Here is a 13,488-nt window from a genome sequence, read left to right on the forward strand (position 1 = left end):
GCGGAGGGCGGTGCCGTCGTCCCGCCGGTCGCGCCGACACCGGCGCCGACCAGTTCCCGGGCGGGCACGGCGACCGCGCGGGCACGGGCGTTGCCGAGCGCGTACTCGACGGCGTGGCTGATCATCGCGATCAGGTACGCCAGGATCGCGAACGTCACCAGCTGGTCGGAGAGTGCGGACATCACTCGGCTCCTTCTCGCGCTCCGGCCCGGTCGTCGTCGCGACCGGCCCCGGCCCGCTGGTCCCGCTCCCCCGCACCGCCGACGAGTTCGCCGACGAGGGACGCGAACTCGTCGGCGAACCCGGGATGGTCGGTGCGCGGCAGGCCACCGGCCTCGACCAAACTACTACCGTTCGTCGGAGATCCACCCACGGGGTCGCCCGTCCCCACCCGGAAGAAGACCCGGCGGCGGCGGCCGAAGAGCGAGCCCATCAGGCCGACCAACAGGAGGCCGGAGCTGACCAGCAGCAGGGTCGAGCCGGGGTCGTACCGCACCGAGAGCACGATGTACGGCTCGGTGCCGAGGAACTCGACCGTCGTGCCGTCGTCCAGGGTCCAGCTCTCGCCCTTGCGCAGCAGCTTGGCGCCGACCTCCTTGACCTTGCCGGCGCGGACCTGCCGCTGGTCCAGCTCGTACACCGACCCGGGGATGCCGGCGTCCAGGCCCAGGTTGCCCCGATAGGCGACGAGGTTGAGCGCCGGGTTCCGCTCGGTCGGGTACTCGGACCGGACGAACGGGCCCTCCTGCGGGGCGGTCGGCAGGTAGAGGCCGGTGAAGGCCATCTGGAGGTTCGGGTCCCGCCGGCCGGTGGCCGGGTCGACGTTGGCGTCCGGGAAGTCGGCCAGACCCTCGCCGGTCAACCCGATGTCGCCGGTGCTGAGGAACGGCTTGGTGCTGGTCTGGCTCTGCCCGAACCGGTCGGTGTAGCGGATCACCGGGGCGTACCCGTGGCCGAGCAGGTAGACGTTCGCCCCGTCCAGCCGCAGCGGCGAGTTGACCGAGAAGTCGGCCTGCCGGGTCTCGCCGGTCTCCAGGTTCGTCGTGGTGACCGTGGCGTTGAAGAACTCCGGCTGGCCGTTGGACTCCAGGAACCGCGCCTCGAAGTCGTCCAGCCGGACGCAGAACGGCGGCAGGTCGACGTCGTCGACGCGGGGACCGAACTTCGTCTCGGCGTACTGCTGCTGAGTGTTGCAGAACCCGTTGTCCGGCCCGGCGACCAGCAGCTTGTTGCCGCTCCACCCGTACCAGGAGCCGAGCGCGACACCCACCAGCACCAGGACCAGCGAGGAGTGGAAGAGCAGGTTGCCGGTCTCCTTCAGGAAGCCCTTCTCGGCGGAGACCTCGTCGCCGCGGACGACCACCCGCCAGCGCCGCCGGCGCAGCGCCTCGGCGATCGCGCCCGCTCCGCCGGCCGGGGCGGCGAAGACGGCGTGCTGCGGCAGCCGGTCCAGCCGCTTCGGTGCGACCGGCGGCTTCGACCGCAGCGCGCGGACGTGGTCCCGCAGCCGGGGGGTGATGCAACCGATCAGCGAGGTGAACAGCAGCACGTAGATCGCGGAGAACCACACCGAGCCGAACGCCTCGAAGGCGCCGATCCGGTCCAGCACGGGGGCCAGATCGGGGTGCGCGACGAAGTAGTCCCGCACGTCCTCCGGGTTGACGCCGCGCTGGGGCAGCACCGAGCCGGGGATCGCGGCGACCGCGAGCAGGAAGAGCAGGACCAGCGCCGTACGCATGCTGGTGAGCTGCCGCCACGAGTTGCGCAGCAGGGCCAGCAGCCGGTTGGGCCGACGCCGGGGTGCCTCGGCCGGTGTCGCCGGCCGCTCGTCCACGACGGTCATCAGATGCTCACCTCGCCCACCCCGACGGTGGTCTGCAACCAGATCACGATGTTGGTCCACCCGCCGGTGACCAGCGCGAGGCCGATCAGGATCAGCAGCGCGCCGCCGATCCGGGTGACCCACCGGCTGTTGCGCCGGACGGCGCGGAAGACCCCGAGCAGACGCTGGAAGCCCAGCCCGAAGACGACGAACGGTATCCCCAGCCCGAGGCAGTACGCCACGGCGAGCACCACTGCCCGGTCCGTCTGACCGCTGGTGGTGGCCATGCCGACCACCGCCGCGAGGGTCGGGCCGGTGCACGGCACCCAACTGAGCGCGAAGACCGCGCCCAGGACCGGTGCGCCGAGCAGGCCGGCGGCCGGCAGCCGCTGGATCCGGAACTCGCGCTGCAACCCGGGGATCAGCCCGAGGTAGCCGAGACCGAGCACCACGATCAGCGTGCCGATGACCACCTCGAGGGTGCGCTCGTGCTGGAAGAAGACCTTGCCGAAGCTGGTGAAGAGGATGGCGGTGGCGGTGAAGACGACGGTGAAGCCGGCGATGAACAGCAGCGTCCCGGCGAGCACCCGCCCCTTCACGGCGGCCACCTCGGCGCGGGTCGTCCGCTCCCGCACCGCCACGTCCGCGCTGCCGCCTGCGGTGTTAAGAAGGGGCCCTTCCTCTACCGCAGGCGTTAATAGGGGGCCCTTCCTTTCACCTCGGCCTTCGAGGTCGGCGCCGGCCAGACCGGTGACGTACGACAGGTAGCCCGGCATCAGCGGCAGGACGCACGGGGACAGGAAGCTGACCAGGCCGGCCAGCGCCGCCGCGCCGATGGCCAGCAGCAGTGGGCCGGACTGGGCGAGGGTGCCGAAGGTATCGCCCATCAGCGTTGGCCGGTCGGCGCGGACGACTCCGCGGCGATCCGCTCGACGATGGGCTGGAGGCCCTCCTGGGTGACCGCGGCCCGGATCACCGCGGCGATCCGGCCCTCCCGGTCGAGGATCACGGTGGCCGGGATGGTGTTCGGCGGGATGTCCAGGGCGAGCGCCAGGCGGCTCGGTGGGTCGAACAGGCTCGGGTAGGTGACCCGGCCCTCCTCGAACGCCTTCGCCTTGTCCCGCTGGTCCTGCACGTTGATGCCCAGGAAGGTCACGCCGGAGCCCTTGGTGGCCTGGTACGTGTTCTCCAGGTCGTCCGCCTCGGCCCGGCACGGGTTGCACCAGGAACCCCAGAAGTTGACCACGACGACCCGGCCCCGGTCCCGCGCGACGTCGTAGCTGCCGCCGGTGAGCAGCTCACCGGCGAGCTTCGGAGCGGCGGACCGCTGGTCGGGGGCACACTCGACGATGCCGTCCCGGGTGGCGCAGGTCTCCTCGGCGCTCTTCGAGGAGCAGGCGGCCAGCGACACCGCCGCGACGGCGGTGAGCAGACCGGCGGTCCACCTCCGGGCGTTCATGTCAGGCCCCCTTGGCCGTCCGGGCGGTCGGCGACATCGCGATCAGGTGCGCGGCCGGCTCGGAGTAACCGATGCCGACCACCTTGGCGCCGTCGAAGTGGAACGAGGTGAGGCTGGCCAGGCCGCACTGCCGCCTGCGCGGGTCGTGCCAGAGCCGCTTGCGCTCGACGTACCGGCGCAGGGTCCAGATCGGGAGCTGGTGCGAGACCAGCACCGCCTCGCGCCCCTCGGCGGCCACCCGGGCGGCGTGCAGGGCGGCGAACATCCGCTCGGCGATCGCGCGGTACGCCTCGCCCCAGGACGGCGTCATCGGGTCGCGCAGCACCCACCAGTTACGGGGGTCGCGGAACGACCCGTCCCCGGGAGAGACCTTCTTGCCCTCGAACCAGTTGGCGCTCTCGATCAGCCGCTCGTCCACCCCGACCGGCAGCCCGAACTGGGCCGCGATCGGTTCGGCCGTCTGCTGCGCGCGCTCCAGCGGACTGGCCACCACGTGCACGACCTCCCGCTCGGCCAGCCCCTGCGCGGCGGCCTTGGCCATCTGCACGCCCAGTTCGGAGAGGCGGAAGCCGGGCAGCCGCCCGTAGAGGATCTGGTCCGGGTTGTACACCTCGCCGTGCCGCAGCACGTGGACCACCGTCTTCGCGCTCACCGTCTACGCCCCCTTCGTTCGCGACTGCGGGGCTCGCAAACCCGGCTCACTCCTCGCGCTCACCACTACCCCCCGTGACCCGCTGCTGCCGCCGCGTTCGCCGCCGACGGCAGCGCCGCGGCGATCTGCTCCAGAGCGGCGTCGTCGATCGCCGCCGACACGAACCACGACTCGAACGCGCTCGGCGGCAGGTAGACGCCGGCGGCGAGCATCGCGTGGAAGAACGCCTTGAACGCGGGCACCTGCTGGGTGCGGGCGCTGTCGTAGTCGACCACGTCGGCGTCGGTGAAGAAGATCGAGAACATGTTGCCCGCGTACGACAGCCGGTGCGGGACCCCGGCGGCGGCCAGCGCGTCCGCGGCGAGCTTGCCCACGACGGCGGCCGTGGAGTCCAGCTTGCGGTACAGCGCGTCGTCGGCCAGCCGCAGCGTGGCCAGGCCGGCGGCGCAGGCGAGCGGGTTACCGGAGAGGGTGCCGGCCTGGTAGACCGGGCCGGCGGGGGCCAGTCGCGCCATGACCTCCGCGCGCCCGCCGAACGCCGCGGCGGGCAGGCCACCACCCATGACCTTGCCGTACGTCCACAGGTCGGCGTCCGAGGCGTCGAGGCCGTGCCACCCGGCGCGGGAGACCCGGAACCCGGTCATCACCTCGTCGACGATGAGCAGCGCGCCGTGCGCGTGGGCGATCGCGGCGAGCCGCTGGTTGAAGTCGTCGCGGGGCGCGACCACGCCCATGTTGCCGGCGGCGGCCTCGGTGATGACCACCGCGATGTGCTGCCCCTCGGCCGCGAAGGCGGCCTCCACTGCGGCGATGTCGTTGTACGGCAGGACGATGGTGTCGCCGGCCGCCGCGCCCGTCACGCCGGGCGAGTCGGGCAGGCCGAGGGTCGCCACGCCGGAGCCGGCGGCGGCGAGCAGCGCGTCCGAGTGCCCGTGGTAGCAGCCGGAGAACTTGACGATCTTCGCGCGGCCGGTGAAGCCCCGGGCCAGCCGGATCGCCGACATGGTCGCCTCGGTGCCCGAGTTGACCAGGCGGACCTGCTCGACCGGCGTGCGGTCGACGATCTCGGCGGCCAGCTCGACCTCACCGGGCGTCGGCGTGCCGAAGCTGGTGCCCCTCGTGGCGGCCTCGCGGACGGCCTCCACCACCTCCGGGTGGGCGTGGCCGAGGATCAGCGGCCCCCAGGAGCAGACCAGGTCGACGTAGCGCCGGCCGTCCGCGTCGTACATCCAGGGGCCCTCCCCCCGGACCATGAAGCGCGGCGTGCCACCGACGGCACGGAACGCGCGCACAGGGGAATTCACCCCGCCCGGCACGATGGCCCGGGCGCGGTCGAACAGGGCCTCGGAGGCCGGCGCGTCGGCGGGGTAGCGGCCGGATCCGGCGGGAAACATATCGGTCACGATGCCGCCATTGTGTCAGCGCCGGACGGCGAATCGGCAGGCACCCCGCGCGGGGCGTTACCAGTCTCACGCCGAGACCTGCGGGGGCCCGTGGCCGCGGTGCCGGCAGATCGCCTCGACAGGCCCGCGTCACGAGATCGCGCTAGGCTGACCGGGTGGATCGTGCCGAACTGTCCATCACCGTGCACCGGACCGGGGACGAAGCCGTGCTTCGCCTCGCTGGTGAGATCGACATGCTCACGGCCGCCCAGCTCTCGACGATCGTCAACGAGGTCCTGGCCGACCCACCCCCGCGGATCGTGCTCGACCTCGGTGGAATCACCTTCTGCGACTCCCAGGGCCTGGGCACGCTCGTCGTGCTGAGCCGGAAGGCCAGTCACGCGCAGAGCCTGCTGATCCTCACCAACGTCGGCGACTTCCTGCTCCGCGTCCTGGACATCACCGGCCTGCGCTCGGCCCTGATGGTCCGCAACGAGTCCCCCACCAGCTGACACCCACTCAGGGCGTGCTGCCCCAGCGGGCCTGTTCGAGGAGTTCCACCGCGCGGTCCCGCGCATCCGGGTCGTCCTCGGAGCGCAGCAGCGCGGTGGCCTCGTCGACCGCGTCGGTCAGCACCCGCCACTGGGCGTCCTTCTCCCGGACCAGGTCCGACTGGGCGGCGAGCTGCCGGCTCTTGACCCACAGCTCGACGAAGACCGAGACCTTCGCGCGCAGCACCCACGGGTCGAACGGCTTGGTGAGGTAGTCGACCGCGCCCACCGCGTAGCCGCGGAGCGCGAGCTGCGCGTCCCGGTCGGCGGCGGTGAGGAAGATGATCGGCACGTGCCGCGTACGCTCCCGGCGCTTGATGTGGCTGGCGGTCTCGAAACCGTCCATGTCCGGCATCTGGGCGTCGAGCAGGATCACCGCGAAGTCGTCGACCAGGAGCTGCTTCAGCGCCGCCTCGCCGCTCTCGACCGCCACCGACTGCACCGGCAGGCCCTGGAGGATCGCCTCCAGGGCCATCAGGTTCTCCCGTCGGTCGTCCACCAGCAGCGCCTTGGCCATCTGGGTCACGAACTCTCCTCGGTCCGGCCGCCACTGATCCAGGACGCCATCAGCTCGATCAGCTCGTCCAGGTCCACCGGCTTGGTGATGTAGTCACTACCCCCGGCCGCCAGCGCCGACTCACGGTCGCCCGGCATGGCCTTCGCGGTCAGGAAGACGATCGGCAGGTCCGCGAAGCGGTGGTTGCGCCGGATCTGCCGTGTCGTCTCGTACCCGTCCTGGTCGGGCATCATGGCGTCCATCAGCACGATGTCCACCTCCGGATGCTCGGCCAGCAGGCGGACACCGTCCGCCCCGTTGTCCGAGTACAACACGGTCATCCCGTGCAGTTCCAATGCGCTGGTGAGCGCGAACACGTTCCGGACGTCGTCGTCCACGATCAGCACCGTCGCACCGTCCAGCCGGCGGGTGGCCGGCGCCTCCGCCCGCTGCGGCAGCAGCTCCATCGGCGGCATCAGCAACGACGAGGGCAGGCCGGCCCGCTGCGGGGACGGCGGCGCCGGCGCCACCACCGCGTCCGGGGCCAGGACGTCGGGTACGAAGAGGGTGAACGTCGAGCCCTGCCCGGGCGCCGACGAGACGGTGATCGACCCACCGAGCAGCCGGGCCAGGTCGCGGCTGATCGACAGGCCCAGCCCGGTGCCGCCGAAGCGGCGGCTGGTGGTGCCGTCGGCCTGCTGGAACGCCTCGAAGATGATCGACAGCTTGTCGTCGGAGACGCCGATGCCGGTGTCGATCACGGTGAACGCGATCACCTGCCGGGCGTTGGTGAGCGCCGGCACGTCGAACACCGCGTTCTCCGGGGCCGGGGCGATCCGCAGCGTCACCGCGCCGTTGTCGGTGAACTTCACCGCGTTGGAAAGCAGGTTGCGCAGGATCTGCTGGAGGCGCTGGGCGTCGGTCACCAGCGCCGGCGGCAGGTCCTTGCTCACGCGTACCTGGAAGTCCAGGCCCTTCTCCTCGGCCTGCGGCGCGAACGCCTGCTCGACGTAGCTGCGGATCTCGGCGAACCGGATCTCGGTCGGCTCGACGTCCATCCGACCGGCCTCGATCTTGGACAGGTCCAGGATGTCGTCGATCAGCGACAGCAGGTCGGAGCCGGCGCTGTGGATCGTGCGGGCGAACTCGGTCTGCTTCGGCGTGAGGTTCCGCTCCGAGTTCTCCGCCAGCAGCCGGGCCAGCAGCAGCAGGGAGTTCAGCGGCGTACGCAGCTCGTGGCTCATGTTGGCCAGGAACTCCGACTTGTACGCCGATGCCCGGGTGAGCTGCTGCGCCTTCTCCTCCAGGCCGAGCCGGGCCAGCTCGATCTCCCGGTTCTTCGTCTCGATGTTGCCCTTCTGCTCGGACAGCAGGGTGGCCTTCTCCTCCAGCTCGGCGTTGGTGCGCTGCAACTCCGCCGACTGTTCCTGCAGCTCGTGGGCGAGCCGCTGCGACTGGGCGAGCAGCTCCTCCGTACGCCGGTTGGCCTGGATGGTGTTGACCGCGATGCCGATGGTGAGCACCAGCCGCTCCAGGAAGGACAGGTGCAGCTCGGAGAAGGTCTTGACGCTGGCGAACTCGATCACGCCCAGCAGCTCGCCCTCGAAGAGGACCGGCAGCACGACCAGGTCGGACGGGGGCGTGTCGGCGAGGCCGGAACGCAGCGTCAGGCGGCCGTCCGGCGCGGCGCCGACCCGGATCGTGCGCCGGGACAGCGCGGTCTGCCCGACCAGCCCCTCACCGGGGCCGAACGTGACGTCGTGCCCGCGGGCCACGTACCCGTACGAGGAGGTCAGCCGCAGCCGGACACTGCCCTCGGAGTTGTCCGCCAGGAAGAACGCCCCGAGCTGCGCGTCGACCAGCGGGGTGACCTCCATCATGATCATCCGGCAGACCTCGCCGAGGTCCCGCTGGCCCTGGAGCAGGCCGCCGATGCGGGCCAGGTTGGAGTCCAGCCAGCCCTGCTCGGCGTTCTTCTTGGTCGTCTCCCGGAGGGTGACGATCATCTGGTTGATGTTGTCCTTCAGCTCGGCGACCTCGCCCTGCGCCTTGACCGCGATCCGCTGGGTCAGGTCGCCCCGGGTCACCGAGGTGGACACCTGGGAGATCGCCCGCAGCTGGGTGGTCAGCGTCGACGCGAGCTGGTTGACGTTCTCGGTCAGGTCGCGCCAGGTGCCGGAGACGCCCTTCACCTGCGCCTGACCACCCAGCTTGCCCTCGATGCCGACCTCGCGGGCCACCCGGGTGACCTCGTCGGCGAACGACGACAACTGGTCCACCATCGTGTTCACCGTCGACTTCAGCTCCAGGATCTCACCCTGCGCGTCCACGGTGATCTTCTGCGACAGGTCACCCTTCGCCACGGCGGTGGTGACCGACGCGATGTTCCGCACCTGACTGGTCAGGTTCGACGCCATCGAGTTCACGTTGTCGGTCAGATCCCGCCAGGTGCCGGAAACGCCCTTCACCTGCGCCTGACCACCGAGCTTGCCCTCGGTGCCCACCTCACGCGCCACCCGGGTCACCTCGTCGGCGAACGACGACAACTGGTCCACCATCGTGTTCACCGTCGACTTCAACTCCAGGATCTCGCCCTGCGCGTCGACGGTGATCTTCTGGCTCAGGTCACCCTTGGCGACCGCGGTGGACACCTGGGCGATGTTGCGGACCTGGGCGGTCAGGTTCGACGCCATGGAGTTCACGTTGTCGGTCAGGTCGCGCCAGGTGCCGGCGACGCCGCGTACCTGGGCCTGGCCGCCGAGCTTGCCCTCGGTGCCCACCTCGCGGGCCACCCGGGTCACCTCGTCGGCGAACGACGACAACTGGTCCACCATCGTGTTGACCGTCGACTTCAGCTCCAGGATCTCGCCCCGGGCGTCCACGGTGATCTTCTGGCTCAGGTCGCCCTTCGCCACGGCGGTGGTGACCGACGCGATGTTCCGCACCTGACTGGTCAGGTTCGACGCCATCGAGTTCACGTTGTCGGTCAGATCCCGCCAGGTGCCCAAGACGCCCTTCACCTGCGCCTGACCACCCAGCTTGCCCTCGGTGCCCACCTCACGCGCCACCCGCGTCACCTCGTCGGCGAACGAGGAGAGCTGGTCCACCATCGTGTTGACGGTGTTCTTCAGCTCCAGGATCTCGCCCTGCGCGTCGACGGTGATCTTCTGCGACAGGTCGCCCTTCGCGACGGCCGTCGACACCTGCGAGATGTTGCGGACCTGGCTGGTCAGGTTGCCGGCGAGCTGGTTGACGTTCTCCGTCAGGTCCCGCCAGGTGCCGGAGACGCCGCGGACCTGGGCCTGACCGCCCAGCTTGCCCTCGATGCCCACCTCACGCGCCACCCGCGTCACCTCGTCGGCGAACGACGACAACTGGTCCACCATCGTGTTGACGGTGTCCTTCAGCTCCAGGATCTCGCCCTGCGCGGCCACCGTGATCTTCTGGCTGAGGTCACCCCGGGCGACCGCGGTGGAGACCTGGGCGATGTTGCGGACCTGGGCGGTCAGGTTCGACGCCATCGAGTTGACGCTGTCGGTCAGGTCCTTCCACGTGCCGGCCACGTTCGGCACGTCGGCCTGCCCGCCCAGCTTCCCCTCGGTGCCCACCTCACGCGCCACCCGGGTCACCTGCTCGGCGAAGAGCCGCAGCGTGTCGGTGAGCGAGTTCATCGTGTCGGCCAGCTCGGCGACCTCGCCGCGGGCGCCGACCGTGATCTTCTGCGACAGGTCGCCCTTCGCGACCGCCGTCGCCACCTGCGAGATCGACCGCACCTGGCCGGTCAGGTTCGACGCCATGGTGTTCACCGAGTCGGTGAGGTCCTTCCAGGTGCCGGCGACGCCCCGGACGTCGGCCTGGCCACCCAGCTTGCCCTCGGTGCCCACCTCGCGGGCCACCCGGGTCACCTCGTTCGAGAACGACGACAGCTGGTCGACCATCGTGTTCACCGTGCGGCCGATGCGCAGGTACTCACCGCGCAGCGGGCGCCCGTCGATCTCCAGCGCCATGTGCTGCGACAGGTCACCGTCGGCCACCGCCACGATCACCCGGGCGATCTCCGTGGTCGGCCGGCCGAGGTCGTCGATCAGCGAGTTGACGGCCCGCTGCCCCTCCGCCCAGGAACCGTCCAGCCCCTCGTCGTCCAGGCGCTCGGTGAGCCGGCCGTCCCGGCCGACGATGCGGCTGATCCGGCGCAGGTCGAGGTACTGCCGCTCCTGGAGCGAGACCACCTCGTTGAAGGCGTCGGCCACCTCGCCGGCCCGGCCCGCCCGCCGGGGCAACCGGACCTTGAGGTCGCCACGGCGCACCCGCCGCAGCGCCTCGGTCAGCTCGACGAGGACCGCCTCGTGGTCGGGCGCGGACTGATCGGCCGTCGCCGACTGTTTCGCCGTGGTCATCATCCCTCGCTCAGGGGTCGGGGGCCGCCGGCCCGTGTCGGCACGCCGGCCACCCCATATTGTGCCCGCCGCCTCGGACGCGCCAGGTCGGCGCGCGGTCGGGTCGTTACCCGGTGACGGGCGGGTCGCGGGTCCGGCTTGGCACCCGAGGGGACCGAGGTGGAGGATACGGGGGTGTCAGCGGAGACCGGGCCCGTGTCGACCGAGGGCCGAGACGAGCACGTCCGGCGGGTCCGACTCCCCGCCGACCGACGCACGCCCGCCGCCGCTCGCGCCGTCGTCCGGTCCGTCCTCAGCGAGGCCCACCTCGACGATCTGGCCAACGAGGCGCTGCTGCTGACCACCGAACTCTCCACCAACGCGGTGGAACACGCCCGCACCGAACTGGACATCGAGGTCGTCGCGGACCGGATCGGCCTCACCGTGACGGTGTCGGACTTCGCGAGCGGGCCGGTGGAGGAGCTGATCGTCGGGGTCCGCAACGACACCACCGACATCGGCGAGGTCTCCGAACGCGGCCGGGGCCTGCTGCTGGTCGACCACTTCGCCAGCCGCTGGGGCACCACGTACCTGCCCACCGGGAAGGGCGTCTGGTTCCGTCTGGACCGGCCCGGCGCCGCCGGGAACGGCCCCGTCCCGCGCCCCGAGGCGGCGTCCGCCGTGACCGACCCCACAGGCAGCGACAGCTCCGCGCCGAGCGCCGGCGCGATGAGCGAGCTGATGCAGACCACCCCCGATCCGTACGCCGAGGACCCGCTGCCCGACTTCGCGACCAGCCTGCTGACCCGCGTCGCCGAGATGGTCGGCGCGGCCGGAGGCGTGGTCCATCTGGACCGGGGCGAGGGGCAGGGCCGCCAGGTGCTCGCCCGGTACGGCCGCCAGCCCCGCCCCGGCACCGAACTGCTCCGGGTACCGCTCACCGTGCACCGTCCGTACTCCGGGGAGCTGGAGCTGGACGCGGCACCCTCCGCGTACGCCCGGCCGCTGGCCGTCCTGACGGCCGAGCGGCTCTCCCTGCACCTGGAGAACGACCGGCTGCGCCGGGCGGACGTCCGGCGTCAGGCGTGGCTGACGTTCCTCGCCGAGGCCAGCGAACTGCTCGCGCAGTCCCTCGACGTCGAGCTGACGATGGCGCTGATCCCGCAGCTCGTGGTGCCCCGGCTCGGGCAGTGGTGCGCGGTGCACACCACCGACGAGTGGGGCCGGCTGCGGCTCGCGGCGGCCAGCCACGCCGACGAGTCGATGCTGCCGCAGCTGGACGCGGTGCTCCGGGACACCGGGCCGGACTCGGTCCAGACGCGGCTGCGCGAGGCGTCCCGCAACGGCACCCAGACCCCGCTGGGGGCGCCCATGGAGGGCTTCGCGGTCCCGCTGATCGCCCGGGGCCAGCGCCTCGGCACGCTGGCCGTCGGCCGGCACCAGCGGCACCGGCACGACCCGGACGAGGTCGCCGTCCTGGAGGACGTGGCCCGCCGAGCGGCCCTGGCCATCGAGAACGCGCGGATCCACGCCGAACGCCGCCGGGTCGCGCACACCCTCCAACAGTCGCTGCTGCCGCCGGTGCTGCCGGTGGTGGAGGGCATCGGCTTCGCCGCCGAGTACGTGCCGACGGGCGACGACGCCGACGTGGGCGGCGACTTCTACGACGTGCTGCCACTGCCCGACGGGCGGTGGCTGGTGGTCATCGGCGACGTCTCCGGCAAGGGTGTGCAGGCCGCTGCGGTCACCGGCCTGGTCCGCGACGTCATCCGGGTGCTGGTCGGTGACGGCAAGCCGCTGCCCGAGGCGCTGGCCCGGCTCAACGAGACGCTGTGCGAGCGGGGCGGCGGCCGGTACTGCACGCTCGCGCTGGCGGCCGTCCGGCCCGGGGACGACGACCAGCTCGACGTCTCGCTGCACCTCGCCGGCCACGACCGTCCGGTGCTGCTGCGCTCCGGCGGCGGCGCGGACTTCATCGGGACCGGCGGCACCGCGCTGGGCCTGCTCGACTCCATCGCCTCGCCGACGGCCGAGTTCCCGCTCGACCCGGGCGACGCGCTGATCTTCTACACCGACGGGGTCACCGAACGCCGGCGCGGCCGGGAACTCTTCGGCACCGACCGGCTGCGCGAGGCCGCCGCCCCGCTGGCCGGGTACTCCGCCGACGTGGTCGCGGCCCGGCTCCGGTCGACCGCGATCGGCTTCTCGCCGGAGACCCCCCGCGACGACATCGCCATCCTCGTCCTGCGCAACGACGCCGCCTGACGCCCCGACCGGCCCCGCCCGACGGTGGACTGAGCGGCGGTCAGAGGCCGCCGGGGAGGCGGCCGGGGGCGAGGCGGTGGTGCGGGTCGAGGTGTTCCTTCACAGCCCGCAGCCGGGCCAAACCGGACACGTCGCCCCATAGGTCGACGGCCTGGCGGACCGGCTCCGGTGCGGAGACGACCACGCACCGGCCCTGTCGGGCGAGGAGCACGCTCCGGACGGCGGTGAGGATCGAGGCGACCCGGTCGGGGGACATCGCGCCGGGCAGGGCCGCGTGCACGACGCCCAGACCGGCGGCGCCGCGCAGGGGGACGGGACCGCCGGCCGCGTCGCGCAGCGCGTAGACCGCCGCGTGCAGGTCGGTGATCGGCACCTCGATGCGCAGCGCGGTGTCGCCCGGCGCGAAGGGGTAGCGCCGCCACCACGGCGGCGCGGAGTGGGCGGCCGTCGTGCCGGCGCCGAGGAGCGACACCAGCCGGTCGGCC

Annotated in this window: 9 protein-coding genes and 2 pseudogenes; 2 read left to right on the forward strand and 9 right to left on the reverse strand. The window is 71.9% G+C overall.

What is annotated here, in order from left to right:
• The 6 genes and pseudogenes from AB0I76_RS11030 to hemL all read right to left on the reverse strand — a co-directional run.
• A pseudogene (locus AB0I76_RS11030) lies at positions 1–182 on the reverse strand (c-type cytochrome biogenesis protein CcsB); the annotation flags it as partial.
• A complete protein-coding gene (locus AB0I76_RS11035; RefSeq protein ID WP_357033212.1) occupies positions 182–1,843 on the reverse strand; it encodes a cytochrome c biogenesis protein ResB in 1,662 nt (553 codons plus the stop codon). The gene AB0I76_RS11035 and the pseudogene AB0I76_RS11030, both read right to left, overlap by 1 nt.
• Positions 1,843–2,709: a cytochrome c biogenesis protein CcdA gene (locus AB0I76_RS11040; protein ID WP_357033215.1), complete on the reverse strand. Its 867-nt coding sequence runs from the start codon at positions 2,707–2,709 to the stop codon at positions 1,843–1,845. Before AB0I76_RS11040 ends, AB0I76_RS11035 begins: the two co-directional genes overlap by 1 nt.
• Positions 2,709–3,281, reverse strand: coding sequence for a TlpA disulfide reductase family protein (locus AB0I76_RS11045; RefSeq protein WP_357033218.1), 573 nt, complete (start codon positions 3,279–3,281; stop codon positions 2,709–2,711). The genes AB0I76_RS11040 and AB0I76_RS11045 overlap by 1 nt, the downstream gene beginning before the upstream one ends.
• Before the next feature lies 1 nt (position 3,282).
• Entirely contained in the window at positions 3,283–3,918 is a 636-nt protein-coding gene (locus tag AB0I76_RS11050; RefSeq protein WP_357033236.1) for a histidine phosphatase family protein, read from the reverse strand.
• Between the two features lie 80 nt (positions 3,919–3,998).
• Positions 3,999–5,336, reverse strand: coding sequence for a glutamate-1-semialdehyde 2,1-aminomutase (gene hemL, locus AB0I76_RS11055; protein ID WP_357033221.1), 1,338 nt, complete (start codon positions 5,334–5,336; stop codon positions 3,999–4,001).
• Positions 5,337–5,491: 155 nt separating this feature from the next.
• Here hemL and AB0I76_RS11060 point away from each other — a divergent pair, with 155 nt between their 5' ends.
• Complete coding sequence (locus AB0I76_RS11060) at positions 5,492–5,827, forward strand: STAS domain-containing protein (protein WP_357033224.1); 336 nt, start codon at positions 5,492–5,494, stop codon at positions 5,825–5,827.
• Between the two features lie 7 nt (positions 5,828–5,834).
• Here AB0I76_RS11060 and AB0I76_RS11065 read toward each other — a convergent pair whose 3' ends face one another.
• Positions 5,835–6,392, reverse strand: a complete 558-nt coding sequence (locus tag AB0I76_RS11065; protein ID WP_357033227.1) for a response regulator — start codon at positions 6,390–6,392, stop codon at positions 5,835–5,837.
• Complete coding sequence (locus AB0I76_RS11070; protein WP_357033230.1) at positions 6,389–10,759, reverse strand: HAMP domain-containing protein; 4,371 nt, start codon at positions 10,757–10,759, stop codon at positions 6,389–6,391. The genes AB0I76_RS11065 and AB0I76_RS11070 overlap by 4 nt, the downstream gene beginning before the upstream one ends.
• Before the next feature lie 174 nt (positions 10,760–10,933).
• On the opposite strand from AB0I76_RS11070, the gene AB0I76_RS11075 reads away from it, so the two are divergent.
• Entirely contained in the window at positions 10,934–13,003 is a 2,070-nt protein-coding gene (locus AB0I76_RS11075; protein ID WP_357033233.1) for a SpoIIE family protein phosphatase, read from the forward strand.
• Between the two features lie 40 nt (positions 13,004–13,043).
• Here AB0I76_RS11075 and AB0I76_RS11080 read toward each other — a convergent pair.
• A pseudogene (locus tag AB0I76_RS11080) lies at positions 13,044–13,488 on the reverse strand (FAD-binding oxidoreductase); the annotation flags it as partial.

Source organism: Micromonospora sp. NPDC049799 (assembly GCF_040656655.1).
In the GTDB taxonomy this organism is placed as follows: Bacteria; Actinomycetota; Actinomycetes; order Mycobacteriales; family Micromonosporaceae; genus Micromonospora.

Excerpts from the sequence above, each read along its gene's own strand:
- AB0I76_RS11035 (WP_357033212.1), bottom strand. The coding sequence starts at position 1,843 with ATGACCGTCGTGGACGAGCGGCCGGCGACACCGGCCGAGGCACCCCGG.
- AB0I76_RS11040 (WP_357033215.1), bottom strand. The coding sequence starts at position 2,709 with ATGGGCGATACCTTCGGCACCCTCGCCCAGTCCGGCCCACTGCTGCTG.
- AB0I76_RS11045 (WP_357033218.1), bottom strand. The coding sequence starts at position 3,281 with ATGAACGCCCGGAGGTGGACCGCCGGTCTGCTCACCGCCGTCGCGGCG.
- AB0I76_RS11070 (WP_357033230.1), bottom strand. The coding sequence starts at position 10,759 with ATGACCACGGCGAAACAGTCGGCGACGGCCGATCAGTCCGCGCCCGAC.